This is a genomic window from Nocardia sp. BMG51109 (genome assembly GCF_000526215.1).
Taxonomy (GTDB): domain Bacteria; phylum Actinomycetota; class Actinomycetes; order Mycobacteriales; family Mycobacteriaceae; genus Nocardia.
Genome location: NZ_JAFQ01000004.1, coordinates 3189074 through 3214679 on the forward strand (window position 1 = coordinate 3189074; position 25606 = coordinate 3214679).

The following is a 25606-nucleotide window of genomic DNA, read 5'->3' on the forward strand; positions in this document are numbered from 1 at the left end:
GTGCTTCCGATCACTCCGCATGCCCGTGCCCGGCCCGGCGCGACCGAGTCGCTCGCCGCTCACCGATTCTCGCGGTACCACCGGATCAGCGCGTCGGTGGACGAATCCGATTGCGGTGCGGGATCTTCCGCGGCGGTGAGCAGCGGTTCCAGCGCCAGCGCCTGCTGCTTACCCAGCTCCACGCCCCATTGGTCGAAGCTGTCGATCCCCCAGACGGCGCCCTCGACGAACACCTGATGTTCGTAGAGCGCGATGAGCTGCCCGACCACCGACGGCGTGAGCCGGGGAGCCAGGATCGTGGTCGTCGGCCGGTTGCCCGGCATCACCTTGTGCGGCACCAGCTTCGGGTCGGTGCCCTCGGCGGCGATCTCCTCGGCCGTCTTGCCGAACGCCAGCACCTGGGTCTGCGCGAACAGGTTGCTCATCAGGATGTCGTGCATGCTGCCGGTGCCGTCGCGGGTCGGCAGATCGTCGGTGGGCTGCGCGAATCCGATGAAATCGGCCGGAATCAGCCGCGTGCCCTGATGCAGCAGCTGGTAGAAGGCGTGCTGCCCGTTGGTGCCCGGCTCGCCCCAGAAGATCTCCCCGGTGGACGTGCCGACCGGACTGCCGTCGGTGCGGACCGACTTGCCGTTCGACTCCATTGTCAGCTGCTGCAGATACGCCGGGAACCGGGCCAGATCGTTCGAATACGGCAGCACCGCACGCGATTCCGCGCCGAAGAAGTTCGAGTACCAGACCCCGATCAGGCCCAGCAGCACCGGCGCGTTGGCCGCCAGGGGAGCGGACCGGAAATGCTCGTCCACGCTGTGCATTCCGGCCAGGAACTCGGCGAACCGCTCCTTGCCGACGGTCGCCATCACCGACAGCCCGATCGCCGAATCGACCGAATAGCGCCCGCCGACCCAATCCCAGAAACCGAACATGTTCGCGGTGTCGATGCCGAAGGCCGCCACCCGCTCGGCATTCGTGGACACCGCGACGAAATGCTTGGCGACCGCGTCCTCGCCGAGCGCCGCCACCAGCCAGCGGCGCGCGGCGGTCGCGTTGGTGAGCGTCTCCAGCGTCGAAAACGTCTTGGACGCAACGATGAACAGCGTCGTCGCCGGGTCGAGGCCGGTAAGTTTCGCGGTCAGATCCGCGGGATCGATATTGGAGACGAACCGCGCCGAGACCCCGGCGTCGGCGTAATGGCGCAGCGCCTGGTGCACCATCACCGGCCCGAGGTCGGAGCCGCCGATGCCGATGTTCACCACCGTATGAATGCGCTCGCCGGTGGCGCCGCGCCACTGCCCGGACCGCACCGCGTCGGTGAATTCGCCCATGCGGCGCAGGATGTCGTGCACCTCGGCGCCGGCGTCGGTGCCGTCGATGGTCACCGACTCGCCCGGCGGCAGCCGCAGCGCGGTATGCCCGACCGCGCGATCCTCCGAGGTATTGATGTGGTCGCCGCGGAACATCGCGTCGCGCCGCTGCGCGACCCCGGCGGCCTCCGCCAGTTCGACCAGCAGATCCAGGGTCTCGCGCCCGACGCGATGCTTGCTGAAGTCGATGTGCAGATCGGCGACCCGGACGGTCAGTTCCCGCCCCCGCTCCGGATCATCGGCAAAGAGATCACGAATATGCCGACCGGCCATGTCCGCATGATGCTCGCGCAGTTTCCGCCAAACCGCCGTCGCGGTGATGTCGCTGCTCACATCCGCCGACACTACTTGCCCGCGCCCCCTACGGCACCCATGCGCGGTGATGTCGCCGGCTGCACGGTCGGCCGACACTACTTGCCCGCGCCCCCTACGGCACCCATGCGCGGTGATGTCGCCGGCTGCACGGGTCGGCCGACACTACCTGTCTGCGCCCCCGAGGCGGTCATATGTAGTGATGCCGCCGCCGCGCGACACTTCTCGCCGGGAAACCCGGGTCGGGGTAACCACTCACGGCAGCATCGTGCGGTGGTCTGTCCCCCTGGGCGGGCGTTCCGTCATCCGCCTGGTCGACCGTGCCTCTTATCGCCGGACGGGTGGCCGCCGCGGATCTCCGTGCGCGTCGGTGTCCCGGATGTTCGGCTGGGATCCCGCGAGCTGGGTGGCAAGCGGTGCGAGCGGGCGGTGACGGGCGGCGCACGGGCGAGTATTCCGGCATGGCGGACGGGTGGGCGAGGCGGGCATAGGCTGGAGATCATGGTGTCCGAACGTGAACTCCTCGATTCCGTCCCCACACAGCTCTGGATCGGCGGGCCGGTGGATGCCACCGGTGGCGCGAGATTTCCGGTCGAGAATCCGGCGACGGGTGAGCCGCTGACGCACGTCGCCGACGCCGCCCCGGCCGACGCGGTGCGCGCCCTGGATGCCGCCGTCGCGGCGCAGGACGAGTGGGCCGCCACCACGGCCCGCGATCGAGCGGAGATCCTGCGCGCGGTGTACGAGCGGATCATCGAGCATACCGAGGACTTCGCCCTGCTGATGACCCTGGAAATGGGTAAGGCGCTGCAGGAGAGCCGCAACGAGGTGCGCTACGGCGCCGAGTTCTTCCGCTGGTTCAGCGAGGAGGCCGCCCGCATCCACGGCCGCTACCAGACCGCGCCCACCGGCACCGGCCGCATCGTGGTGCACAAGCAGCCGGTCGGGCCGTGCCTGGCGATCACGCCGTGGAACTTCCCGCTCGCCATGGGCACCCGCAAGATCGGCCCGGCCCTGGCGGCCGGCTGCACCATGATCGTCAAACCGGCCTCGGCGACCCCGCTGACCATGCTGCTGCTGGCCCGGCTGTGCGCCGAGGCCGGCCTGCCCGACGGTGTGCTTTCGGTGATCACCAGCAGCCGCTCCGGCGCCGTCACCGAGCCGCTGCTCACCGATCCGCGCCTGCGCAAGCTGACGTTCACCGGTTCTACCGAGGTCGGCCGCACGCTGGTGGAGAAGTCCGCGCACGGCCTGCTGCGCACGTCGATGGAGCTGGGCGGCAACGCCCCGTTCGTGGTGTTCGACGACGCCGACGTCGATGCCGCGGTCACCGGCGCCATGCTGGCCAAGCTGCGCAACGGCGGCGAGGCGTGCACCGCCGCCAACCGGTTCCACGTGCACAACTCGGTGCGTGCCGAGTTCACCGAGAAGTTCGCCGCCGCCATGAGCGAGGTGGCGCTCGGCCCGGGCAGCGACCCGGCCACCACGCTCGGCCCGCTGATCAACCAGGCCCAGCTCGACACCGTCACCGAACTGGTCGACGACGCGGTCGCCAAGGGCGCGCAGGTCGCCATCGGCGGCAAGGCCCCCAGCGGCCCGGGGTACTACTACCCGGCGACGATCCTGTCCGACGTGCCCGCGTCGGCGCGCATCCTGCGCGAGGAGGTGTTCGGGCCGGTCGCCCCGATCGTCGGCTTCGACACCGAGGAGGAGGGCCTGGCCGCCGCGAACGACACCGAATTCGGCCTGGTCGCCTACGCCTACACCCGCGACCTGGACCGCGCCCTGCGCATCGCCGAGGGTCTGGAGTCGGGCATGGTCGGCATCAACCGCGGCGTCATCTCCGACCCCGCCGCCCCCTTCGGCGGCGTCAAGGCCTCCGGCTTCGGCCGCGAGGGCGGCTTCGAAGGCATCGACGAATACCTCTCCACCAAGTACATCGCCCTCCCGTAGAGGGGCTCGGCAGGCCCGAGCCCCACCGGTCCGGTCGGCTACGTTTTTCGAGCACGGTGTCCACCGCCTCATCCGACGCGAGCCGGACGCCGGATTTCGCTGCCAACTCGGCGAGCATGATCCGACTGCGAACGAGTTCTCGGTGCGTACGGTAGATCGTCGCGCCGAAGCCGTTCTCGATTCGCATTCGGCTACGACTCCGCTTCCGGCGCGGCATCGATTCGCGCGTCGCCGGGCCCGGAAACAAACGGCCGCCCCGGGGCAACATCACCCGGGGCGGCCTGGGGAAGCGGTGCTCGTCGAACGCCGCGTGTCTGGGGTCGGTCAGTGACCGAGGCGGCCGCGCCCGAGGCGCAGCAGCAGCATGGCGAGGGTGTGGCCCTCCTGGCCGAGTTCGCTGAAGCGCTCCAGCACCTTCATCTCGCGGGAGTGCACCAGGCGCGGGCCGCCGTTGGCCATCCGGGTGCGGCCGATGATCCGCGAGACCTCGGTGCGCCGCTTGATCGCGGCCAGGATCTCGGCGTCGAGCCGGTCGATTTCCTTGCGGAGCTTCTCGATCTCCGCCTCGCTGCTGGGCAGCGCGGAATCGGACCCGGCCGCGGGCTGGTCGATCGGCTCGGTTGAGGTACTCATACGTTCTCTCCTCGTGTCAGAACTTCGATCGGCAGGCGGCCCCGCCCCGTTACCGATCGGTTCCTTCACCGTGAAACAGACCCAGCGGGTCCTTCATTGTCCCCCCGTCGAATGGTGCGCTCAGGTGCGAGGTCGATGACCACGATAGCCAGTGATCAGCCGGACAGCACGGGACGCGAGAGCGCTGGTCATGTGGCCAGTGTGCCACGGGCCCGAAGGTGAGCCAAACAATTCTTGTTCCGAGGCTTTCATATCGGGGGCACGAGCCGCCGTATCGGGGCACGAGAAGGCCGCCGGACTACAGGATGTCGGTGCCCGCCGGTAGCGTGGATGGACGATGGAGACGACGGTGGCTGACACGACGCGCACGACGGCCGACACACCGCGCACCGCCTCGGAGCGCACAGCCTCGGACCGCACCCCTTCCGAACACCCGGAGCAGGCCCGGGGCGATGAGCGGAGCCGGCGGTCGCCGGGTTCCGGCAGGCGCGCCGAGCAGCCGGCGGATCAGGTGGAACACCTACTCGAGGGCCTGAATCCGCAGCAGCGGTCCGCGGTGGTGCACACCGGCGCCCCGCTGCTGATCGTCGCGGGGGCGGGTTCGGGCAAGACGGCCGTGCTCACCCGCCGCATCGCCTACCTGCTGGCCGCCCGCGGCGTGACGCCGGGCCAGATCCTGGCGATCACCTTCACCAACAAGGCCGCCGCCGAGATGCGCGAGCGGGTGACCGAACTGGTCGGCCCGCGCGCCGCCAGCATGTGGGTGTCGACGTTCCACGCCAGCTGCGTGCGGATTCTGCGCACCCAGGCCGCGCTCGTGCCGGGCCTGAACTCGAACTTCTCGATCTACGACGCCGACGACTCGCGCCGCCTGCTGGCCATGATCGTCCGCGACCTGGGCCTGGACGCCAAGAAGTACTCGCCGCGCCTGCTGTCCACCGCCATCTCGAATCTCAAGAACGAACTCACCGATCCCGAAACCGCCGCGGCCGACGCCGAATCCGACGAGAGCGAGCTGCCCGGCATCGTCGCCGACGTCTACACCGAGTACCAGCGCCGGCTGCGCGCGGCCAACGCGCTGGATTTCGACGACCTGATCGGCGAGACGGTGGCGCTGCTGCAGAACCACCCGCAGGTGGCCGAGTACTATCGCCGCCGGTTCCGGCACGTCCTGGTCGACGAGTACCAGGACACCAACCATGCGCAGTACGTGCTGGTCCGGGAGCTGGTCGGGCACCACCTGGGGCCCGACCTCGACGACGCCGACGCCGGGGCGAGCGCCGCCGATCCGGATTTCGCCCCGGTCCGGCGCGCAGACGCCGTCCCGCCCAGCGAACTGTGCGTGGTCGGCGATGCCGACCAGTCCATCTACGCCTTCCGCGGCGCCACCATCCGCAATATCGAGGAGTTCGAGCGCGACTTCCCGGATGCGGAAACCATTCTGCTGGAACAGAACTACCGCTCCACCCAGCACATCCTGTCCGCCGCCAACGCGCTGATCGCCAAGAACGAGGGCCGCCGCGAGAAGAGGCTGTGGACCGATTCCGGCGAGGGCGACCTGATCGTCGGCTACGTCGCCGACAACGAGCACGACGAGGCCTCGTTCGTGGCCCGCGAGATCGACCGCCTGATCGACGAGGGCGATTACACCTACGGCGATGTCGCGGTGTTCTACCGCACCAACAACAACTCCCGCGCGCTGGAGGAGATCTTCATCCGGATGGGGCTGCCCTACAAGGTGGTCGGCGGCGTCCGTTTCTACGAGCGCAAGGAGATTCGCGATATCGTCGCCTACCTGCGCGTGCTGGAGAATCCGGACGATGCGGTGAGCATGCGCCGCATCCTCAACACCCCGCGCCGCGGCATCGGCGACCGCGCCGAGGCCTGCGTGGCGGTCCACGCCGAACAGCGCGATATCGGATTCGCCGCGGCGCTGCGCGATGCCGCCGACGGCAAGGTGGCCCTGTTGAACACCCGCGCGCAGCGGGCCATCACCGGATTCATGGACCTGCTGGACGAGATCCGGGCGGCCGGCACCCAGGAGGATCTCGAATTCCCGGATGTCGGCAACGTGGTCGACGCCGTCCTGGACCGCACCGGCTACCGCGCCGAACTGGAGGCCTCGGACGATCCGCAGGACGGCGCCCGCCTGGACAACCTGAACGAATTGGTCAGCGTCGCACGGGAGTTCAGCGCCGAGGCACGCAACGACGTGGAGGCCGCCCGGGCCGAGGGCCTGGTGCCGGAGCCCGCGGAGGGCGAGCCGGAACCGGGCTCGCTGGCGGCCTTCTTGGAGCGGGTGTCGCTGGTAGCCGACACCGACCAGATCCCCGACGAGGGCTCGGGCGTGGTCACGCTGATGACCTTGCACACCGCCAAGGGCCTGGAGTTCCCGGTCGTCTTCGTCACCGGCTGGGAGGACGGCCAGTTCCCGCATATGCGGGCCCTGGGCGATCCGGCCGAACTGGCCGAGGAGCGCCGCCTGGCGTATGTCGGCCTCACCCGTGCCCGCCGCCGGCTGTATCTCACCCGCGCGGTGGTGCGGTCGGGCTGGGGACAGGCGGTGTCGAATCCGGAATCGCGCTTCCTCCAGGAGATTCCGGACCACCTGCTGGAATGGCAGCGACTCGAGCCCGCCGCGTCGTCCGGGTCCCGCGGTTTCCGCCGCCGCGGCGACGACGACGGCATGGAACGCGATTGGACGCGCGGGGACGGCTGGGCCGATCAGCGCCCGGGCATTCGCGAGCGCGGTCCGCGCCGCCCGGCCCCCGGCGGCACCGGTAAGCGCAACAACACCGATCTGGTGCTCGCCGTCGGCGACCGCGTGAGCGACGACAAGTACGGTATGGGCCGAGTGGTCGCCGCCGAGGGATTCGGTTCTCTCGCCACGGTCACCATCGATTTCGGGACCGCAGGCAAGATCCGCCTGATCCCGCAGTACAGCCGCACCCTCATCAAGCTGTAGTGCGCCGAATACCGGACCCGGTACGGACCGAAGATCCGTACCGGTACGGAAGCGTACGACGGGAGGAGCCCGTACCGGACACAGGAACCCTGCACGAGCCGACGGAGTCTGTACCGAATGCGGAAACCGTACGGGCCGAGTGGAATCCGTCCGGTCGGCTCACGGGTGCGCAATTCCGAGCGCGTGCGTAAGTCCGGGGCCGACTGTGAGTCGAGGGGGTTCACGAGTTGGTCGCGTCGGGCCTCCACTGTCCCGGTCGTACCGGGTGCGAGGGCTGATCGTGCTCGGGCCGACTACAGGTCGTACCGATTGGCGGGGCGATCGCGTTCGAGTCCGATGGTCGGTCGCGCCGGGCTCATCGGTCAGTCGCGTTCGGGGCCGAGGGAGATCCCGCGCGATGCCAGCCAGGGGGTCGGATCGATCGGCCCGCCACCGTTGGGGTGCACCTCGAAATGGCAGTGTGGACCCGTGGAGAAGCCGCGGTTGCCGACCGTGGCGATCTGATCGCCGGCCATGACCTGCTGCCCGACGCTGACCGTCGTGGTGTTCACGTGCCCGTATACGGTCACGGTGCCGTCCTCGTGCCGCAACCGCACCCACATCCCGAATCCGGACGCCGGCCCGGCGTCGATCACCGTGCCGTCTTCGACGGCGTAGATGGGCGTGCCGATGGGGGCGGCGATATCGACGCCCCCGTGCAGTGCGCCCCAGCGGTATCCGTACCCGGACGTGTAGTTCCCGTAGGCGAACTGGGTGAACAGCGGACGGAGCTTGGCGGCCTCCTGTGCGGCCAGGCCGTCGGCGAACTCCTTGCCGTGCTGGAGGATATCGCTGAACTGGCTTATATCGGTCACGGGAGCGACGTTGACCAGCTGCGAGGACTTCGACCCGGCGGCGGCCGGATCGGCGGTGCTCACCGACTGTGCCGCGATCTCGTGCACCTTGCCGTCGGCCTGATAGTCCGTGGTCGAGGACGGGCTCTGCGCGGACGACTGCATGGTCGCCTGCCCGGCCGCCACGACGGCACCGGCGGCGACCGCCACGACGGCCGCCCGGCCCTTGAGCGCGGTCGGCGGTGCGGGCATGCGATGGGCGCCGGCGCGGCGGGCATCGATCCGGCTCGGCCGCGCGACGGCGGTGGTCGGCACGCCGAAGCCGGGATCGGTGCGCGGCCAGCCCGCGTCGAGCGGGCGGTCGTACGGCTCGTCATCGGTGGCGGGATAGTCGTAGTCGCCGTGCTCGGCCTCGCCTGCGCGTGCCGGTGAATCCCAGTCGGCGTGCGCCGGTGAATCCCAGGCTTCCCACTTTGCGGACCCGGACGACGGTGCGTCCCAGGCGTTTCCGGCCGGGGAATGGTTCCACCCGGCGGCGGCCGGAGTACCCCAGGCCGCTGTCCGCGCGGGTGCGGCGCCGCCGTACCCGCCGAACGCATCGAAATCGCCGGGGTGCGAGTGGCCGTCGAACGAATCGCCGTCCTGGCGATAACGCCGCGCGGACTGCGCGCGATGTCCCTGGCGATACGGGTCGGCGCTCATCGGCGGGGTTCCGGCCGGGAGTACTGCGATGCGGTGGACGGGTCGTCTGCGGAGCGGCTCTCTACCTGCGGAGCGCTGTGCTGCAACAAGCCTGCCGTCCTCCTGTGTCGTCTCCGAGCCCCACCGTGGTTACGCAATCTACCGTGCCGGGCCGATTTGTTCCCGGCGACGTCGTGACCGTGCTGTGACATCGACCGCATCGACGGTAACGAAACGATTGCGGCTCGGCAAGCGCTGTGACCACCCTGTTCTGACATGTGAGATTGATCACGAGATTTGCCAGGAATATCTCACCGGCGGCTGGGCAGGATTGCGAGCTTATTCGACGACAGTGCGTCGTTTTCGGCTGCCCTTTCCGGGCTTGTCCGGCCCGACCTGGCGCGGCACCGGCAAGCTACTCGCCAGTAGGTTGGCCAGCGGTTTTGCCGCCCGGTACGCGGCCCCGTGACCTGTGCCACTTAGGCTGTATGCGGCTGATTTCCCGTCCCCGTGACTGATTAGAGTCCGACCCGACCCGCCCCCGACGACGGGCCGCCAACAAAGTCGTTGTCACGAACAACGCAGACGAGACGGTGAGTACATGGATCTCTTCGAATATCAGGCGAAGGAGCTCTTCGTGAAGCACGGAGTGCCTTCGTCGGAAGGCCGGGTCACGGACTCGGCCGAGGACGCTCGTGCGATCGCGACTGAAATCGGCAAGCCTGTGATGATCAAGTCGCAGGTCAAGGTCGGTGGCCGCGGCAAGGCCGGCGGCGTGAAGTACGCCGCGACCCCCGACGACGCCTTCACCCACGCCTCCAACATCCTGGGCCTGGACATCAAGGGCCACATCACCAAGAAGATCCTGGTCGCCGAGGCCAAGGACATCGCCTCGGAGTACTACATCTCCTTCCTGCTCGATCGTGCCAACCGCACCTATCTGGCCATGTGCTCGGTCGAGGGCGGCATGGAAATCGAAGAGGTGGCCGCCACCAAGCCCGATCGCCTGGCCAAGGTGTCGATCGACGCGGTCAAGGGTGTGGACCTGGCGTTCGCGCGCTCGATCGCCGAGCAGGGCCACCTGCCGGAGGACATTCTGGATGCCGCGGCGGTCACCATCCAGAAGCTGTGGGAGGTGTTCGTCAACGAGGACGCCACCCTGGTCGAGGTGAACCCGCTGGTCCGCACGCCGGACAACGAGATCCTGGCGCTCGACGGCAAGATCACCCTGGACGAGAACGCCGACTTCCGGCACCCGGACCACGAGGCGTTCGCGGACAAGGACGCCACCGATCCGCTGGAGCTGAAGGCCAAGGAGAACGATCTCAACTACGTCAAGCTCGACGGCGAGGTCGGCATCATCGGCAACGGCGCCGGCCTGGTCATGTCGACCCTGGACGTGGTCGCCTACGCCGGCGAGAACCACAGCGGCGTGAAGCCCGCCAACTTCCTGGACATCGGCGGCGGCGCATCGGCCGAGGTGATGGCCAACGGCCTGGACGTCATCCTGAACGACGGCCAGGTCAAGAGCGTGTTCGTGAACGTGTTCGGCGGCATCACCGCGTGCGACGCCGTGGCGAACGGCATCGTGAAGGCCCTGGAGATCCTGGGCGGCGAGGCCAACAAGCCGCTGGTCGTCCGCCTCGACGGCAACCGCGTCGAGGAAGGCCGCAAGATTCTCGCCGACGCCAACCACCCGTTGGTGACGCTGGCGCAGACAATGGACGAAGGCGCCGACAAGGCCGCCGAACTGGCTGCTGCCAAGTAAAGGACGAAACAACAATGTCTATCTTCCTGAACAAGGACTCCAAGGTCATCGTCCAGGGCATCACGGGCGGCGAGGGCACCAAGCACACCGCGCTGATGCTGAAGGCCGGCACCCAGGTCGTCGGCGGCGTCAACGCCCGCAAGGCCGGCACCACCGTCTCGCACACCGGCAAGGACGGCGACGCCGTCGAGCTGCCCGTGTTCGGCGGCGTCGCCGAGGCCATCAAGGAGACCGGCGCCGACGTGTCGATCGCCTTCGTGCCGCCGAAGTTCGCCAAGGACGCGATCATCGAGGCCATCGACGCCGAGATCCCGCTGCTGGTCGTCATCACCGAGGGCATCCCGGTGCAGGACACCGCCTACGCGTGGGCCTACAACGTGGAGAAGGGCAGCAAGACCCGGATCATCGGCCCCAACTGCCCCGGTGTCATCACCCCGGGTGAGGCGCTGGTCGGCATCACTCCGGCCAACATCACCGGCAAGGGCCCGATCGGCCTGGTCTCCAAGTCCGGCACGCTGACCTACCAGATGATGTACGAGCTGCGCGATTTCGGCTTCTCGACCTCCATCGGCATCGGCGGCGACCCGGTCATCGGCACCACCCACATCGACGCCATCGCGGCGTTCGAGAAGGATCCGGAGACCAAGCTGATCGTCATGATCGGCGAGATCGGCGGCGACGCCGAGGAGCGGGCCGCGGCCTACATCAAGGAGAACGTGACCAAGCCGGTCGTCGGCTACGTCGCGGGCTTCACCGCCCCCGAGGGCAAGACCATGGGCCACGCCGGCGCCATCGTCTCCGGTTCGTCGGGCACCGCCGCGGCGAAGAAGGAAGCGCTGGAGGCCGCGGGCGTGAAGGTCGGCAAGACGCCGTCCGAGACCGCCGCCCTGGCCCGCGCGATCCTGGAGCAGGCCAGCGTCACCGCCTGATTCCAGGCACCGGCGTCACTGCCTGATTCCAGGTCGGCGCACCGCCTGATCCACGGCTACCTACGAGGGCCGCCTTCCCGAGGGAAGGCGGCCCTCGCCGTGACGGTGCGTGTGGCCCTCGCCGTGACGGTGCGTGTGGCCCTCGCCGTGACGGTGCGTGTGGCCCTCGCCGTGACGGTGCGTGTGGCCCTCGCCGTGACGGTGCGTGTGGCACAGGGGGTTACGGTGCGGGCAGTACATGGCACAGGCCCAGCGTCCGTACCGCCGTGCAGAACATCTCGTTCAGGTCCATCCGAATATCTCCGTTCGTCTCCCGCGCATCACGGATTCGGGTGGGCGGCGAGTTCATCGGAAATCTGCGAGCATCGGCCGGGACGCGGTGGCCGTGACCAGGACGCTCGATTGCAGTAGCGTCAGTGAGGGCACATCCAGCCGTGTAGACCATGAAGGACTCGATAGGAGACGACGAATGTCATACCCGACCGGGGGCTCCGGGTACAACGCGCCCGCACCGACGCCCTCCTCCGCGCCCAGCTTCAGCCAGCCGGGAGGCGCTGCCGGTGCTGGATCCGGCACCTCGGAATCGAGTGGTGGGGGTGCTGCCAAAGGGCTGCCGTTCTTTCTGACGGTGGGTGTCGCCGCGCTGGGCGTCATCAACTTCGTGCTGGGGTTCACCACCTTCGCCACCCAGAAGGCCCAAGACCTCGGCATGGGAGTGCGGACCGAGGAGCAGTCGGAGACCTTCTTCAAGGCGGTCGGCATTTCCCCGCTGCTGGTGTTCCTGCTGCTCGGCGGGCTGCTGGCGGGCGTCTCGCTGCTGCACAAGCAGAGCTGGGTCGGTGCCGCCGCGGCGGCGAGCGCGGCCGGCTTCCTGGGGCTGGCGGTCCAGTCGTTCAGCCTGCCCGGTGAGGTCGGCCTGGCGTGGGGCGCCTGGGTGGTGCTGTTCCTGGGCCTGGTGCAGACGGCGGCCGCGGTGGCCGCGCTGCTGTTCGAGGCCGACATCCTGTCGGTGCCGGCGCCCAAGCCGGCGGCCGCGGGCTTCGGCGGTGCGGCCGGTTACGGCCAGCAGCCCTATGGTCAGGGCCAGCCGGGGCAGCAGCCGTCCTACGGTCAGCCGGGCCAGCAGGCCTACGGCCAGTACGGTCAGCAGGGCTACGGTCAGGCGCAGCCGGGGCAGCAGCAGTCGTACGGTCAATACGGCCAGCAGGCGTATGCCCAGCCGGGCCAGGCCCAGTACGGTCAGCAGCCGTCCTATGGCCAGGGCCAGCAGCCGGGGGGCCAGCAGTACCAGCAGGGCTACGGCGCGCAGCCGGGCGGACAGTCGGCGTACGGCGCGCAGCAGCAGCGCCCGCAGCAGCCGACCGGTGACGAGAACGCCACGCAGCACATCGGCACGCAGCCGGGTCAGCAATCGGGCCAGCAGTACGGTGGGCTGAGCTTCGGCCAGGGCGGTCAGGCCGGGCAGAGCGGGGCCGGGCAGAGCGGGCAGGCCCAGCCGTTCGGGGAGAGCCAGGCGGCCAACCCGGCCGCCGACGCCACCAAGGCATTCCGCCCCGAGGACGAGCAGAAGTAACAACCCGGTCGTGCGTCGGCGCGTCCGGTCGCGCCCGTAAGCGGCGCGCCTGACCCGCCGACGCACGTCGAGGTGTCACGCTGGGGTCTCGTGACCGAGCTTGCGAGCGAACCATCGACACGCACGGTGGTGCCGCCCACGGCGAGGTGGCAGCGTGCCCCGCACACGGCGGCGCCGAGCTTCCGGCGGGGTGGTGCTGTGGGCGAGCTCGCGAGTGAACCAACGGCACAGCGCGTCTCGCGCGCGGCGGCGCCGAGCCGCTGTCGAGGTGGTGCCGTGCGCGAGACGGTGAGGCGGCGGATCGACGAGGCGTGTCCGTCGTTCGCGATGGGCAAGGCGGTGTCATGAAATCCTCACTGGTCCGATGGGACGATCCCCGGGAGCGCCCGCGCGGGAGGGGCGGATCGGACGCGAACCGGCGCCGCGCGCCGCACCCCGAGGACAACGTATTCCTGTCGCTGAGCCCGGATCGGGCCCGGGTGCTGCTGTTCGTCGCCGCCCGGACGGCCAGTTTCGCGATGCTCACCGTTGTGGCGCTGGTGCTCGTCACGCTGTGGGCGGCGGGCAGCGGGATGACCGGAGCCTCCGGCGCGATCGCGGCGGGATGGCTTGCGGTGCATCAGGTTCCGCTGGTGATCGGCAAGACCTCGCTCGGTCTGCTGCCGCTGGTCCCCACCGCGCTGGTGTTGTGGCTGGTCGCCCGCGACTGTGCTCGCGCGGTCGAGCCGGATGCGACGCGCGCCGATCTGGGCTGGATCGTGGGCGCCGCGCTGTCCGGGCCGCTGCTGATCACCGCGGTCTGCCTGGCCGTGGCCGAGGATGCGTCGGCCGTGGTGGCGCTGCAGCCGCCGGCGACCCTGACCGCGTTCGCCTGGGTCGGCGGGCTGCATCTGATCGCCGCGGTGGCCGGCATCGCGACTCGGTGGAATCCGTTGCGGGAGTACCTCATCGACTATCTGCCCGGGTGGGTGGCCCCGGGCGTGCGGGCGGCCGGGCGGGCGCTACTGCGGCTGCTGGCGGCGGCCGCCGCGCTCATCCTGATCTCCTTACTCGCGCACTGGTCGCGGATCGGCGACACCTACGACGCGGCGGGCAATGTCGTCGGCGCGCTCGGTCTCACGCTGTTGTCGCTGGCATACCTGCCGAACGTCGCCATCGACGTGGTGGGCCTGCTGGCCGGGGCCGACATCCATATCGGGGAGGGCGCGCTGAGCCTGTTCTCCGTTGCGGGAGCACCGGTTCCGGCGCTGCCGATCCTGGCCGCGGTGCCGTCGGGGCCCGCCGCCGGCTGGTGGCCGGTGCTGCTGGTGGTGCCGGCGGCGGTGGGCGTGCTGAGCGGACTGGATTGCGCCCGGACCTCGTACGACGAGTTCCGCGCACCCTGGGCGACGCTGACCGCGGCGGGCGTGGCGGCAGTCGCGACGGCCGTATTCGGCGGCCTGGCGGGCGGGGCGGTCGGATCGTTCGGATACCTGGGTCCGGCGGTCTGGCTGTCGGTTCTGCTGGTCTTCGCCTGGCTGGCGATTCCCGGATATCTGAGCCTGCTGGTCGTGCGCCGGTTCCGTCCGGCCGTCGGGCCCGCGGCCTTCGACGACTACGCGGCCGCCGCTCCGGACGATTTCGGAATCCGCGGCGACGAGTACCCGGACGATCCGCACGGCGGCCGTGAATACGGCGCCTACGAGGAATACGGTGCCTACGAGTACCGCGCCTACGAAGACGGTGGCTACGAAGCCGGTACTTACGGAGACGGTGCGTACGAAGGGGGTGCGTACGGAGACGGCGACTACGCATACGGCGACCACGAGCCCGGCGGCCACGCGGGCGACCGTTACGACACCGGCGACGAGCCCCGCGATTACTCCGATGTGGTGGAGGGCGAGCTGGTGGAGGAGCAGGGCGCCCTCGCCGCCGATTCGAGTAGGGACCGTGCGGACGAGAACGCCGACATCCTCGAGGCGGAAGTGGTGGAGGCGGACCTGCCCGAGGGCGGCGGAACGGGCGGTCGTTAGGCTCTGTGTGGCGGTTTCCGCGGCCGCCGCCTCCTGTACAGCCCGACACGCAGGGAGTAGAGCGCTGACGACCTCGCCAACCCAGCAGGTGCCCCCGACGGCGCCCGCGACCGTCGTCGTGCTCGCCTCGGGCGCCGGCTCGCTGCTGCGTTCGCTGCTCGACGCCGCCCGGCAGGCGGGCTATCCGGCGCGCGTGGCCGCCGTCGGCGTCGATCGCGCCTGCGCCGCAACCGAACACGCGGAGCAGGCCGGGGTCCCGCACTTCCTGGCGGCCGTGGCGGACCATCCGGACCGCGCCGCCTGGGATCGCGCGCTGACCGACGCGGTGGCCGCCCACCGGCCGGATCTCGTCGTGTCGGCGGGTTTCATGAAGCTCGTCGGCCCGGCGTTTCTCGAACGATTCGGTGGCCGGATCATCAATACCCATCCCGCGCTGCTGCCGTCCTTCCCGGGCGCGCACGGGGTGCGCGACGCGCTGGCCTACGGCGTGCGGGTGACCGGTTCCACCGTGCATCTGGTCGATGCCGGTGTCGACACCGGCCCGATTCTCGCCCAGGAGGCGGTGCCGGTGCTGCCCGGCGACGACGAGGCGACCCTGCACGAACGGATCAAGGTTGTGGAGCGACGGCTGCTGGTCGACGTGGTCGCCGCCGTCGCGACCCGAGGCATAGTCTCCGACGGACGAAAGGCAGTTATCCCAGATGAGCGAGTTCGCCAGTGAGTGAGCGCAGCGAACGATCAAGCGGTTCCGGTGAGCGCAGCGAACGACCAGCCGACTCGAGTGAGCGCAGCGAGGGACCAGCCGGCTCGAGTGAGCGCGGCGAGCGCCGAGTGATTCGCAGGGCGCTGGTGAGCGTCTACGACAAGACCGGGCTCGTCGAGCTCGCCACCGGGCTGCACGCGGCCGGCGTGGAACTGGTATCCACCGGATCCACCGCGACGCGCATCGCCGACGCCGGCATCCCGGTGACCCCGGTGGAGGAGCTGACCGGGTTTCCGGAGACCCTGGACGGCCGGGTGAAGACGCTGCATCCGCGGGTGCACGCCGGCATCCTGGCCGATCTGCGCAAGCAGGAGCATGCCGATCAGCTGACCGAACTCGGTGTCGAGGCGTTCGAGCTGGTGGTGGTCAACCTGTACCCGTTCACCGAGACCGTGGCCGGCGGCGCCACCCCCGACGAGTGTGTCGAGCAGATCGACATCGGCGGCCCGTCCATGGTGCGCGCGGCGGCCAAGAACCATCCGTCGGTGGCCGTGGTCGTCGACACCGGCGACTACGACGACGTGCTGTCCGCGGTGAAGTCCGGCGGCTTCACCTTCGCCGAGCGAACCACGCTGGCGGCCAAGGCGTTCCAGCACACCGCGAGCTACGACGTCGCGGTGGCGAGCTGGATGACCAGCGTCCTGGCGGCCGATCCCGCTGCCGGGCAGCAGCTTCCGGCGTGGCTGGGCGGAACCTGGACGCGGGCGTCGGTGCTGCGCTACGGCGAGAACCCGCATCAGGCCGCGGCGCTGTACACGAGCAACGACGGCAGCACCGGCCTGGCGCAGGCGAAGCAGTTGCACGGCAAGGAGATGTCGTACAACAACTACACCGACTCCGACGCCGCTTGGCGTGCCGCGTGGGATCACGCCGGTGCCGCCGTGGCGGTCGTCAAGCACGCCAACCCGTGTGGCATCGCGGTGGGCGCCGATATCGCCGAGGCGCACCGCAAGGCGCACGCCTGCGATCCGGTCAGCGCGTTCGGCGGCGTGATCGCGGCCAACCGCGAGGTGACCGTCGAGATGGCCGAGCAGGTCGCGGAGATCTTCACCGAGGTGATCGTGGCTCCCGGCTATGCCGATGGCGCGGTGGAAGTGTTGCAGCGCAAGAAGAATGTGCGCATCCTGATCGCCGAGCCGCCCCGCCGCGGCGGCGCCGAACTGCGGCCGATCAGCGGTGGCGCGCTGCTGCAGCGGTCCGACATCGTCGACGCCGAGGGCGACGATCCCGCCCGGTGGACCCTGGTCGCGGGCGAGGCCGCGGACGAGGCGACGCTGGCCGATCTCGAATTCGCCTGGCGCTCTTGCCGTGCGGTGAAGTCGAACGCGATCCTGCTGGCGCACGACGGCGCCTCGGTGGGGGTGGGTATGGGTCAGGTGAACCGGGTCGATGCGGTGCATCTGGCGGTGCTGCGCGCCGGTGACCGGGCCGCGGGCTCGGTCGCGGCGTCGGACGCCTACTTCCCGTTCCCGGACGGCCCGCAGCAGCTGATCGCCGCGGGTGTGAAAGCCATTGTGCAGCCGGGCGGTTCGGTGCGCGACCAACTGACCATCGACGCCTGCCGGGAGGCCGGGGTGACGATGTACCTGACGGGTGCGCGGCACTTCGCACACTGAAGCCGGCGGCTCCCGGAGACGCCTACCGGCGCACCGGGCAACCTACCGGGACCGGGCCGATTCAAAGCCGAAGCCCTGCGCGGGAATTCGTCCCGCGCAGGGCTTCGGCTCATCCAGCCACCGGGCCTTCCTCATCCCGGCACCCGGGTTTCGCTGTCCCGGCCGGAGCCGGGAGCGAGTCGGAGGTCACGCGGCATCCGTGGCCGCGTGGTTCGGTGAAAGTCCTTGTGCCACGGAAGCTATCACCGCGCCGATGCGCCGGTGCCAGAGCAATTTGCTATAAAACCAGCACGTCGATAGACAGTGATGCACGTCACAGAAAAACCTCGGTATGTGGTCTTCCATTTGTACTTGCATCTGTGCTTACCACGAAACTACGTCGCGCTGAGCACCTTTCGATCACCGAGCGGCTCCTTCAGGGGTACCTCGAGCGTGCCGAATACGGCGATCATGGTGCACATGCGACCGACCGCCTCCGGCAGCGTGCCCTCCCGCAGCTCGATGGTGACCTCGTCGCCGGTCTCCTCGGCGGTCGCGTCCACGCCGTAGCACTCCGGCGACCCGCTCTGGAAGTTGACCGCGATCCGGTCGGGGGCGACTCGGCGCCAGCTCTCGAACGGGATCGGGTGCGCGCCCGTGATCGCCGGGTTCGCGGTGAACGTGCGGCCGGGTTCCGATTCCGGCTGCTCGGTCGGGGTGCTCGGGCCCGATGATGCGGTCGTGCTCGTATTCGCTTGCGCTCCATCGTCGTTCGTGCCGCCGCAGGCCGCGGTCAGCAGGGTCGTGAGCACCGCGGCGGCCGCGGCGACGCGGCGCCCTCCCGGGATCCAGTTCATGATCGTCCAGCCTAGTGGGCCGATTGCGCCGAATGATCACGAAAGAGCCCCGGTGCGTTGGGCACCGGGGCTCCCGCATCGAAATGTGCCGAAACGTGCCGGAACGGCGGACGATCAGCGGCTGGTGAACGGCAGCAGGGCCATCTCGCGGGCGTTCTTGACGGCGATGGCGACCTGCCGCTGCTGCTGCGGCGTCAAACCGGTGACGCGGCGGCTGCGGATCTTGCCGCGGTCGGAGATGAACGTGCGGAGCAGATTGACGTCCTTGTAGTCGACGGTCTCGATGCCGGCGGCGATCAGGGGGTTCTTCTTCGGGCGGCGCGCCTGCTCGGCACGGACCTTCTTCGACGGTGCTCGCTTCACAGCCATGTCAGTAATCCTTGTCTGCGGTGGTCTACCAACTCGATTTGTGCACACCGGGCAATTCCCCCCGGTGGGCCAGCTCGCGCACACGTACACGGGAGAGACCGAACTTCCGGAGATGACCACGTGGGCGTCCATCCGTGGCGTCCCGATTGCGCAATCGTACCGGACTGGCGTCGCGCGGCAGCTTCTGCAGGGCGAGCTGTGCCGCGGCCCGCTGCTCGCCGGATGCGGCCGGATTGCGGACGAGCTCCTTCAGTTCGGCCCGGCGCTCGGCGTGGCGGGCGACGACGAGCTTGCGCTGCTCGTTGCGCGCGATCTTGGATTTCTTCGCCACGGTTCAGCGCTCCTCTCGGAAGTCCACGTGCTTGCGGACGATCGGGTCGTACTTGCGCAGCATCATGCGGTCCGGGTCGTTGCGCCGGTTCTTGCGGGTGACGTAGGTGTATCCGGTGCCCGCGGTCGAGCGCAGCTTGATGATGGGCCGAATCTCGTTGCGCGCCATCAGATCTTCTCGCCCCGAACACGTAGCCGGGCCACGACCGCCTCGATGCCGTCGCGGTCGATGGTCTTGATGCCCTTGGCCGAGACGGTGAGCGTGATCCGGCGGCCCTCGCTGGGCAGGTAGTAGGTCTTGCGCTGGATGTTGGGATCCCATCGCCGGTTGGTCCGGTGGTGCGAATGCGACACCGACCTGCCGAACCCGGGCCGCTGCCCGGTGACCTGGCAATGAGCCGACATGACTAACCTCCTGTGTCTCGACGGCGGCGTTCCCGGGTCGGCCCGCCCGCCTCGAAATGACAATCGTTTTCGACAATGCTGGTTCCGCACTGTACCGTGGGCCCCGGTTAAATGAAAATCATTGTCGAAAGGGGTTCCGGTGGTGTCTCAGTCCGACCGCCGCACGCCCGTCGTGCTGCTGGCCGGTTTCGAGGGCCTGGTGACGACCGGCGTGGAGCAGATGGCGAGGAAGCTGCGGGACACGCCCGGCACCGTGCTGGTGCGGCACGACCTGAGCGAACTGCGTCAGGGCGTCGTGCGCCGCGCTGTCTCGTACCTGTCTCCCGATGCGGGAACCGGGCATACCCCCGGCGCGGCCGGGCCGGGTGCGGCCGGCTCGGGCGTGGTCGAATTCGGTGCGGTCGAGCCGGAAGCGATCGAGCCGAGCGAGATCGAGCCCGGGGTGATCGAGCACAACACCGTGCACGAGCTGGCGCACGGGTGCGTCTCGTGCACGCTGCGCGCGAACCTGCTGCCGTTGCTGTGCGTGCTGGCGGCGCGGGATTCGGTGCGGCGCATCGTGATCGCGCTGGATCCGGCATTCGAGGCGGAGGCGGTGTGCCACGCCATCGAGCAGGTTCCGGTCGCCGGGATAGTGGGTCGCGTGGACGGCCCGGCGGGCCGGGACGTCCGCATCGAGGCGGTGGTCACCGGCCTGGACGCGCGTTATTGGCTTGCCGACGCGCTGACCGAGGAGACGCTGGCCGAGCGCGGCCTGGCCGATGCCGAGGACGACCGGACAGTAGCCCAGCTGGCGGTCGGTCAGGTCGAATTCGCCGATGCCGCGGTGGTTTTCGCGGCGGACGCGGTGACCGATACCGAAAGGTCTCGACTGGCCGCGGTCTTGGACCGGTTGATCCCGCAGGCGCCGGTCGCGCACGTGAACGGCCCGAATGCCCTGTCCGCCTTCGGGATCGAAGACCTGCTCGCGCGGATCCCGGCGGACTCGCGGCGCGGCCGGATCTTCGACGCGCACGCCCCGCTGCTGCGCGGGCAGCCGCCGCTGGATACCGACGCGGGCGTGACGTTGGTCGAGTTCGCCACCGATCGTCCGTTCCATCCCGCCCGGCTGCACGAGGCGCTGGACGTGCTGTTCGACGGCGTCGTCACCGCTCGCGGCCGGATCTGGCTGGCCACTCAGCCCGACGAGGTGGTGTGGCTGGAATCGGCCGGCGGCGGGCTGCGTGTCGGCGGCGCCGGGCGCTGGCTGGCGGCGATGACCCCGCGCGAATCGGCCGACGCCGATCCCGGCCGGCGCGCGCTGGCCGCGCTGCGCTGGGACGAGCACTTCGGCGACCGGGACATCTCCCTGGTGGTGCTGGCCTGCGACGTCGACCCGGCCGAGATCCGCCGGGCGCTGCACTGGGCACTGGTCGACGACGCCGAACTGCTGCTGGCGCGCAGCGCCCCGGACCTGGTCGCGCAGTGGGAGGACCCGTTCGGGGACTGGCACACCGATCCGTGCGCGGACGAGACGGACGCCGATTCGACATCCAGCGCCTCGCCGACCGGCGACCGGCGCCCGACAGAAAGGTAGGCCCGTGCAGTCAGGTATCCATCCGGATTACCACCCGGTGATCTTCGAGGACGTCAGTACCGGCAAGCGATTCCTCACCCGGTCCACCGCGATCGGCACTCGCACCGCGGAGTGGACCGACGGCAACAGCTACCCGCTCATCACCGTCGACGTCACCTCCGATTCGCATCCGTTCTGGACCGGCGCGAATCGAGTGCTGGACACGCAGGGGCGGGTGGAGAAGTTCGAACGCAAGTACGGCAGGCGTCACCGTGCCGCCGATTCGCCGATGCCGCAGCCGCCGGCCCGGCCCGAACGAGGGGAGGGCTGAGCCGTGGCGGTGCCGAAGCGTCGGATGTCGCGGTCGAACACCCGCAGCAGGCGGGCGAACTGGAAGGCGACGCCACCCGACCTGGTGCCGGTCGGTGTCGGGGGCGTGGTCTACCAGGTGCCGCGGCGGTTGGTGGCCGCGGTGCGTCGCGGCCTGATCGATCCGGAGCGACGGTAGGCGAAGGCGAAGCGGTGCGGCCGCCGTGCTCGGCACGGTGGCCGCACCGCTTCGTGCGGGCTTATCCCGACTTGGCGGCCAGGTCGGCCAGGGCGGCCGCGAGCCGGAAGTACTTGTTGCTCGCCAGGTCACCGACCGTCTTGATACCCAGCGCGTCCAGCAGTTTGGTGTCGTGGTTCTCGGTGAGCCCGGCCAGCGCCGAGGGCGGGGCGGCCAGGATCTCGTCGAGGGTCTTGTTCTCGTATGCCTTGTCCAGGGCCTTTTCGAGGGACACGGTGACGGCCATCGGAATCTCCTTGGGAGCGAGTCGTGTTCGTGCCCGCTGACGATAACTCGAAGTGTGCCGGAATCGGTGTAAATCGACCTATCCGATAATAGACCGATTGGTCCCACCGGTTCGGTTGCGGTATGGCTGATTTGCCCGGATTCGGCGATTGCGCGGCTACCGGCGAATGCCGCGACGATCCGGGTCACCCGCTTACGGATCTGTTGCTTTCAGGTAGCTGAACGGCGAATTGCCTACTGCTAGTACGTTCTCGAGCAATGAAAAAGTCTCCCCGAAGTGATGCTTTCGTACCGCGGCGCCGGGTACTCTCATCTGCGAGGGCGGGTTCTCCCGAATACATCGCGAGAACCCGCTCATCGCCACTCTGCAGCCCTTCGGGCGCCCGAACCCACGTACGGCCTCTGATGTGTTGTGCCCGTGGCGTTCCGGCCCGGCCGCTAGGTGCCGTTGCGGCCCGTCGGCGGCGTGTCGCCGTTGCGGTTCGCCAGTGGCAGCTCGGACAACACCGACTCCAGTCGCGCCAGCTGATCACTCACCATCGTGGCCGGGCCCTCCAGTAGCGACAGCGGCCACGGCCACTGGTGTCCCGACAGCCGCTGGACCCGTTGTTCCAGATCCGCGACCGTCGCCTCCAAATCGCCTATCTCGGTGCGTAATTCGGAGATCAGGGTCAGTGCCTCGGCCAAGCCCTCCACCAGGCTGCGATGGTCACCCTGGGCATCGGTGCCCAGCTGCGGCCAGCCGGCCCCTCCTGGTCCGCGCAGCTGGGTCTGGATGTCGCGCAGAATCGCGTCCTGTTCCGGCGTCACCGTCGAGTCCTCCCGTTCGAATTCCCAGTGGCCGGCGTCGCCGGCCCGGCCTCGTCGGCAGAGCGAACGAGCACCTGCCGGGTAGTCTGGCGCAACTCTCGGCAGGTCTCCACATCGAGGACGGCGATCGAGCCGGATCGACCCTGCCGCCGGGGTTGCCGACAGGCGGTCCCGGGGCGGAGCGTGCTCACGCCACGCTGATTCGATCGGATCGCCGGCCGTCGGTGTGTCGAACACCGCGCATTCGTGTGGCGACTCGGCCCCCACCTCGCGGTGTACCCGGTGGCGGGGCATGCTCTCCGGTGGCGCCGTCATGCGTCGGATAACGGCGCAGTAACGCAACTCACATGAGAATGGGCTGAATTTTTCCTGAGGGCTCTATGCGGGGAGTTTGCCGGACGATTTTTCGCTCTGTTAACACATCCGGGTTACGTTACCGACGCTTCGGTGCGTTCTGTTACAGACCTGTAATCGACTCGAGCAAACCTACTGACAGGTCCCGATTGGGCCCTGCGCCGGAGTTGGTGGCGCAACTACTGAGGGAAAGTGTTCGAGAGTATGAGGTTCAGGAAGTTCGCCGCAACATCCGCACTGGTCATTGCGGCTCTGGGGGTCGGCACCGGTACGTCCTACGCACAAGCCGCACCCGCCGGCGACCCGGGCATCCACTACGCCGCGAACGTGGTGGACAAGTCGGTGGTGGTCCACACCGATGCCGGGTCGCTGACCACCGAGGGTAACCAGCTACAGGTGCGCGACGGCGTCGGCAACGTGGTTGCCGGATTTCCGCTGAGCTACCTGCGTGACGGCCTGGAGTACCCGATCGCGGCTCAGGTCGACGGCGCCAATCAGGTGACGCTGACGCCGAACGTCGACCCCGCGTCCGCGCATCCGGCCCCGATGCTGCACGACGTCGCCAGCCAGGAGGATATGGACAACGCGATGTCGAACGCCGGGACCGAGTTCAGCCTCGCGACCGGTGTCGGCACGCTGGTCGGCACCGTGATCGGCCTCGCCGGCGGCTGCCTGCTGGGCGCGATCGCCGGGACGCCGTTTCTCGTCATCCCGGGCTGGATCGGTGGCTGCCTGAGCGGTGCGGCCGTCGGTGCCCCGCTGGGCGCCGCGGCCGGCCTGGTGACCGTCGGTGGCGTGGCCGGTGTCGCCGTGGCCATCGAGTACTTCAACCGGATCAACGCACCGGCCTGACCGGCGCCTCGGTTCGAACGGGCCGGATCACCCGCGGTGGTGATCCGGCCCGAAGTCCCTCCGGCCCCTGTTCAGCCGACCGGGAAGGGCGAGTTCCGCCGCCGGGGCGGATCGCCGGCATCGTCGGGCTGCGCCGGGACGGTCGGCCGGGGCGAGCGGCTGCGGTCCGGCGCGACCAGGATGGCCGTGATCGGGATCGCCAGCGACAGCGTGCCGAGCGCGAAGACCGGGACGAACAGGGTGAACAGATCCTCGCCGTCGGGTTGCAGCACGGCCGGATCCACCTGGACCCGAACGCCTGCCAGACCGAGGTAGTGCAGGGCGACGACCGCCGCGGCGTACAGCACCGCCACGCCGACCAGGATCGGCAGCGGATGGAAACGGGTGGTGGTCCAGAGCACGCCGAGCGAGGCGACGACGGCCAGTGCGGCCGCACCCGCGGCGGCACCGAGATTCGTCTCGACCGAGCCCTGCACCCGGACGGCGCCCATCGCGAGATAGTGCGTGAGCCCGAGGCCCAGCCCCATGACCGCGGTACCGCCGGCCAGCCGCGCGGGTTCGGTGAGCTGACCGCTGATCAGCAGCCCCGCCAGCACGGCGGCCACGGCGAGCACGGCCGAGATCACCATCCGGGTCACGTCGTAGCGGATCTCGCCGACCGGGACGCCGACCCCCAGCATGGTGATGTAGACCGCCAGCCAGGTCCCGATGCCACCGAGCGACACCGCCGCCGCGGTCAGCCACACCAGGCGGAAACGCGAGGTGACCGACAACGTCGACTGCCGCACGCAGGCCAGGCCGACCACGGCCCCGGCGAGCGAGATGCCGGCCGCCAGGCCGAGCACCCAGGTGCCCATCGTGAAGTAGTTCATGGCCCTCAGCCCTGCCCCACCGTCTCTTGCCGCGCGGTCTCCTGCTGCGCGGTGGTCGTCTCGGCCGTGGTCTCCCGATCCGTGGCGTTCTGCTGCGCGGCGGTGAGGCGCTGGATCGCGTACTCGGTGACCGCGGCCAGCGCGCGTCGTACCTCGTTCGCGTCGCGGGCGTCGATATCGACGATCGGCACGTCGGAGCGGATGGTCAGGGCCTCGCGCAGCTCGCTCACCGGGAACTGCGGTGCGCCGGGGAATCGGTTCACCGCCACCAGGAACGGCAGCCCGCGGGCCTCGAAGAAATCGACCACGGCGAAGCTGTCCTCGATGCGGCGGGTGTCCACCAGGACCACCGCGCCGATCGCGCCGCGGATCAGGTCGTCCCACATGAACCAGAACCGGCGCTGACCGGGCGTGCCGAACAGATACAGCGTCAGGTTGCCGGGCAACATGATGCGCCCGAAATCCATTGCCACCGTAGTGGTTTCCTTGCCCGGGGTGGCCGAGAGATCATCGATGCCGTCGGAGACGCCGGTCACCATCGCCTCGGTGCGCAGCGGCACGATCTCCGAGACGGCGCCGACGAAGGTGGTCTTCCCGGCGCCGAAACCGCCGGCCACCACGATCTTGGTGGAGGCGGTCCGGGTGTCGTCAGAGGGCACGTAGTCCACGCAGGGTCCTCTCCATCAGGGATCGGCGCTCGTCGAAGCTCGCCTCGTCGCTCAGCGTGGTGTACACGCGTAGGGTCCCGGCGACCACGAGATCGCCGATCACCACTCGGACCATACCGAGCGGCCGCTGCAGGTGTGCCGCGATTTCGGCGACCGACAGGCGGGCGGCGCCGAGCCGCAGGATGTCGGTGCGCACGTCGCCGACCGGCCAATCGAACTGATTCGCGTACGGCAGCGTCTCGATGACCGCCTCCAGCGGCAGATCGACCGCGGGTTCGGTGCGCCCGGCGGTCAGTGCGTAGGGGCGGACGCGGGTGGTCGGGCGGCCGCCACCGGCTCCAGGGGGATGGGACATCGCGC

Annotated in this window: 25 protein-coding genes; 12 read left to right on the forward strand and 13 right to left on the reverse strand. The window is 69.4% G+C overall.

Translation table 11 applies throughout. The annotated features are described in order from the left end of the window. Nucleotides 1-59 precede the first annotated feature (59 nt). Nucleotides 60-1697, reverse strand: coding sequence for a glucose-6-phosphate isomerase (pgi, locus tag D892_RS0115855; protein WP_024802180.1), 1638 nt, complete (start codon nucleotides 1695-1697; stop codon nucleotides 60-62). 480 nt (nucleotides 1698-2177) lie between these two features. Between pgi and D892_RS0115860 the strand changes: the two genes are divergently transcribed. Continuing rightward, a complete protein-coding gene (locus D892_RS0115860; protein ID WP_024802181.1) occupies nucleotides 2178-3629 on the forward strand; it encodes an NAD-dependent succinate-semialdehyde dehydrogenase in 1452 nt (483 codons plus the stop codon). Nucleotides 3630-3953: 324 nt separating this feature from the next. Here the strand turns inward: D892_RS0115860 and D892_RS0115865 are convergent, their stop codons facing one another. After that, complete coding sequence (locus D892_RS0115865; RefSeq protein ID WP_024802182.1) at nucleotides 3954-4262, reverse strand: chorismate mutase; 309 nt, start codon at nucleotides 4260-4262, stop codon at nucleotides 3954-3956. Nucleotides 4263-4599: 337 nt separating this feature from the next. Between D892_RS0115865 and pcrA the strand changes: the two genes are divergently transcribed. Beyond that, nucleotides 4600-7227, forward strand: coding sequence for a DNA helicase PcrA (gene pcrA, locus D892_RS0115870; RefSeq protein ID WP_024802183.1), 2628 nt, complete (start codon nucleotides 4600-4602; stop codon nucleotides 7225-7227). Nucleotides 7228-7589: 362 nt separating this feature from the next. Here pcrA and D892_RS0115875 read toward each other — a convergent pair whose 3' ends face one another. Continuing rightward, nucleotides 7590-8762: a M23 family metallopeptidase gene (locus D892_RS0115875; RefSeq protein ID WP_024802184.1), complete on the reverse strand. Its 1173-nt coding sequence runs from the start codon at nucleotides 8760-8762 to the stop codon at nucleotides 7590-7592. Between the two features lie 580 nt (nucleotides 8763-9342). Here D892_RS0115875 and sucC point away from each other — a divergent pair. The 6 genes from sucC to purH all read left to right on the forward strand — a co-directional run bounded on the left by sucC (nucleotide 9343) and on the right by purH (nucleotide 17402). Beyond that, a complete protein-coding gene (gene sucC, locus D892_RS0115880) occupies nucleotides 9343-10509 on the forward strand; it encodes an ADP-forming succinate--CoA ligase subunit beta (protein ID WP_024802185.1) in 1167 nt (388 codons plus the stop codon). Nucleotides 10510-10523: 14 nt separating this feature from the next. Beyond that, nucleotides 10524-11438, forward strand: a complete 915-nt coding sequence (gene sucD, locus D892_RS0115885; RefSeq protein ID WP_024802186.1) for a succinate--CoA ligase subunit alpha — start codon at nucleotides 10524-10526, stop codon at nucleotides 11436-11438. A gap of 469 nt (nucleotides 11439-11907) precedes the next feature. Beyond that, nucleotides 11908-13011 (forward strand): DUF5336 domain-containing protein, encoded by a 1104-nt coding sequence (locus tag D892_RS0115895; protein ID WP_024802187.1) that lies wholly within the window; start codon nucleotides 11908-11910, stop codon nucleotides 13009-13011. Nucleotides 13012-13355: 344 nt separating this feature from the next. Then, complete coding sequence (locus D892_RS0115900; protein ID WP_024802188.1) at nucleotides 13356-15023, forward strand: DUF6350 family protein; 1668 nt, start codon at nucleotides 13356-13358, stop codon at nucleotides 15021-15023. Between the two features lie 88 nt (nucleotides 15024-15111). After that, nucleotides 15112-15744: a phosphoribosylglycinamide formyltransferase gene (purN, locus tag D892_RS0115905; protein ID WP_024802189.1), complete on the forward strand. Its 633-nt coding sequence runs from the start codon at nucleotides 15112-15114 to the stop codon at nucleotides 15742-15744. 113 nt (nucleotides 15745-15857) lie between these two features. After that, nucleotides 15858-17402: a bifunctional phosphoribosylaminoimidazolecarboxamide formyltransferase/IMP cyclohydrolase gene (purH, locus tag D892_RS0115910; protein ID WP_084161563.1), complete on the forward strand. Its 1545-nt coding sequence runs from the start codon at nucleotides 15858-15860 to the stop codon at nucleotides 17400-17402. A 374-nt stretch (nucleotides 17403-17776) separates the two neighbouring features. On the opposite strand, the gene D892_RS0115915 is transcribed toward purH, so the two are convergent. The 5 genes from D892_RS0115915 to rpmB form a co-directional block, all read right to left on the reverse strand. Further along, nucleotides 17777-18238, reverse strand: coding sequence for a hypothetical protein (locus D892_RS0115915; RefSeq protein ID WP_036567104.1), 462 nt, complete (start codon nucleotides 18236-18238; stop codon nucleotides 17777-17779). A 114-nt stretch (nucleotides 18239-18352) separates the two neighbouring features. Beyond that, on the reverse strand, nucleotides 18353-18607 hold the full coding sequence (gene rpsR, locus D892_RS0115920) for a 30S ribosomal protein S18 (protein WP_024802192.1): 255 nt from the start codon (nucleotides 18605-18607) through the stop codon (nucleotides 18353-18355). 25 nt (nucleotides 18608-18632) lie between these two features. After that, nucleotides 18633-18938, reverse strand: coding sequence for a 30S ribosomal protein S14 (gene rpsN, locus D892_RS0115925; protein WP_024802193.1), 306 nt, complete (start codon nucleotides 18936-18938; stop codon nucleotides 18633-18635). 3 nt (nucleotides 18939-18941) lie between these two features. Continuing rightward, entirely contained in the window at nucleotides 18942-19106 is a 165-nt protein-coding gene (rpmG, locus tag D892_RS0115930; RefSeq protein WP_024802194.1) for a 50S ribosomal protein L33, read from the reverse strand. Continuing rightward, on the reverse strand, nucleotides 19106-19342 hold the full coding sequence (gene rpmB / locus D892_RS0115935; protein ID WP_024802195.1) for a 50S ribosomal protein L28: 237 nt from the start codon (nucleotides 19340-19342) through the stop codon (nucleotides 19106-19108). The genes rpmG and rpmB overlap by 1 nt, the downstream gene beginning before the upstream one ends. A 139-nt stretch (nucleotides 19343-19481) precedes the next feature. On the opposite strand from rpmB, the gene mrf reads away from it, so the two are divergent. The 3 genes from mrf to rpmF are packed head-to-tail and all read left to right on the forward strand — an operon-like array spanning nucleotide 19482 to nucleotide 21405. Further along, nucleotides 19482-20918: a ribosome hibernation factor-recruiting GTPase MRF gene (gene mrf / locus D892_RS0115940; RefSeq protein ID WP_024802196.1), complete on the forward strand. Its 1437-nt coding sequence runs from the start codon at nucleotides 19482-19484 to the stop codon at nucleotides 20916-20918. 4 nt (nucleotides 20919-20922) lie between these two features. Next, nucleotides 20923-21228, forward strand: coding sequence for a type B 50S ribosomal protein L31 (locus D892_RS0115945; protein ID WP_024802197.1), 306 nt, complete (start codon nucleotides 20923-20925; stop codon nucleotides 21226-21228). Nucleotides 21229-21231: 3 nt separating this feature from the next. Beyond that, the gene (gene rpmF, locus D892_RS0115950; protein WP_024802198.1) at nucleotides 21232-21405 is read left to right on the forward strand and encodes a 50S ribosomal protein L32; all 174 of its coding nucleotides are present in this window, start codon (nucleotides 21232-21234) and stop codon (nucleotides 21403-21405) included. Nucleotides 21406-21466: 61 nt separating this feature from the next. Here the strand turns inward: rpmF and D892_RS0115955 are convergent, their stop codons facing one another. Further along, complete coding sequence (locus D892_RS0115955) at nucleotides 21467-21691, reverse strand: hypothetical protein (RefSeq protein ID WP_024802199.1); 225 nt, start codon at nucleotides 21689-21691, stop codon at nucleotides 21467-21469. Between the two features lie 437 nt (nucleotides 21692-22128). Further along, a complete protein-coding gene (locus D892_RS0115960) occupies nucleotides 22129-22500 on the reverse strand; it encodes a hypothetical protein (RefSeq protein WP_024802200.1) in 372 nt (123 codons plus the stop codon). Nucleotides 22501-23058: 558 nt separating this feature from the next. On the opposite strand from D892_RS0115960, the gene D892_RS0115965 reads away from it, so the two are divergent. Beyond that, entirely contained in the window at nucleotides 23059-23706 is a 648-nt protein-coding gene (locus D892_RS0115965) for a hypothetical protein (protein WP_024802201.1), read from the forward strand. 71 nt (nucleotides 23707-23777) lie between these two features. Here D892_RS0115965 and D892_RS0115970 read toward each other — a convergent pair whose 3' ends face one another. From D892_RS0115970 to D892_RS0115980, 3 genes are read right to left on the reverse strand one after another with little or no spacing between them, the layout of a single operon-like run. Beyond that, complete coding sequence (locus tag D892_RS0115970) at nucleotides 23778-24578, reverse strand: MHYT domain-containing protein (protein ID WP_024802202.1); 801 nt, start codon at nucleotides 24576-24578, stop codon at nucleotides 23778-23780. 5 nt (nucleotides 24579-24583) lie between these two features. Next, nucleotides 24584-25246, reverse strand: coding sequence for an ATP/GTP-binding protein (locus D892_RS0115975; RefSeq protein ID WP_024802203.1), 663 nt, complete (start codon nucleotides 25244-25246; stop codon nucleotides 24584-24586). Continuing rightward, nucleotides 25227-25601, reverse strand: coding sequence for a DUF742 domain-containing protein (locus tag D892_RS0115980; RefSeq protein ID WP_024802204.1), 375 nt, complete (start codon nucleotides 25599-25601; stop codon nucleotides 25227-25229). Before D892_RS0115980 ends, D892_RS0115975 begins: the two co-directional genes overlap by 20 nt. Between the last annotated feature and the right edge of the window lie 5 nt (nucleotides 25602-25606).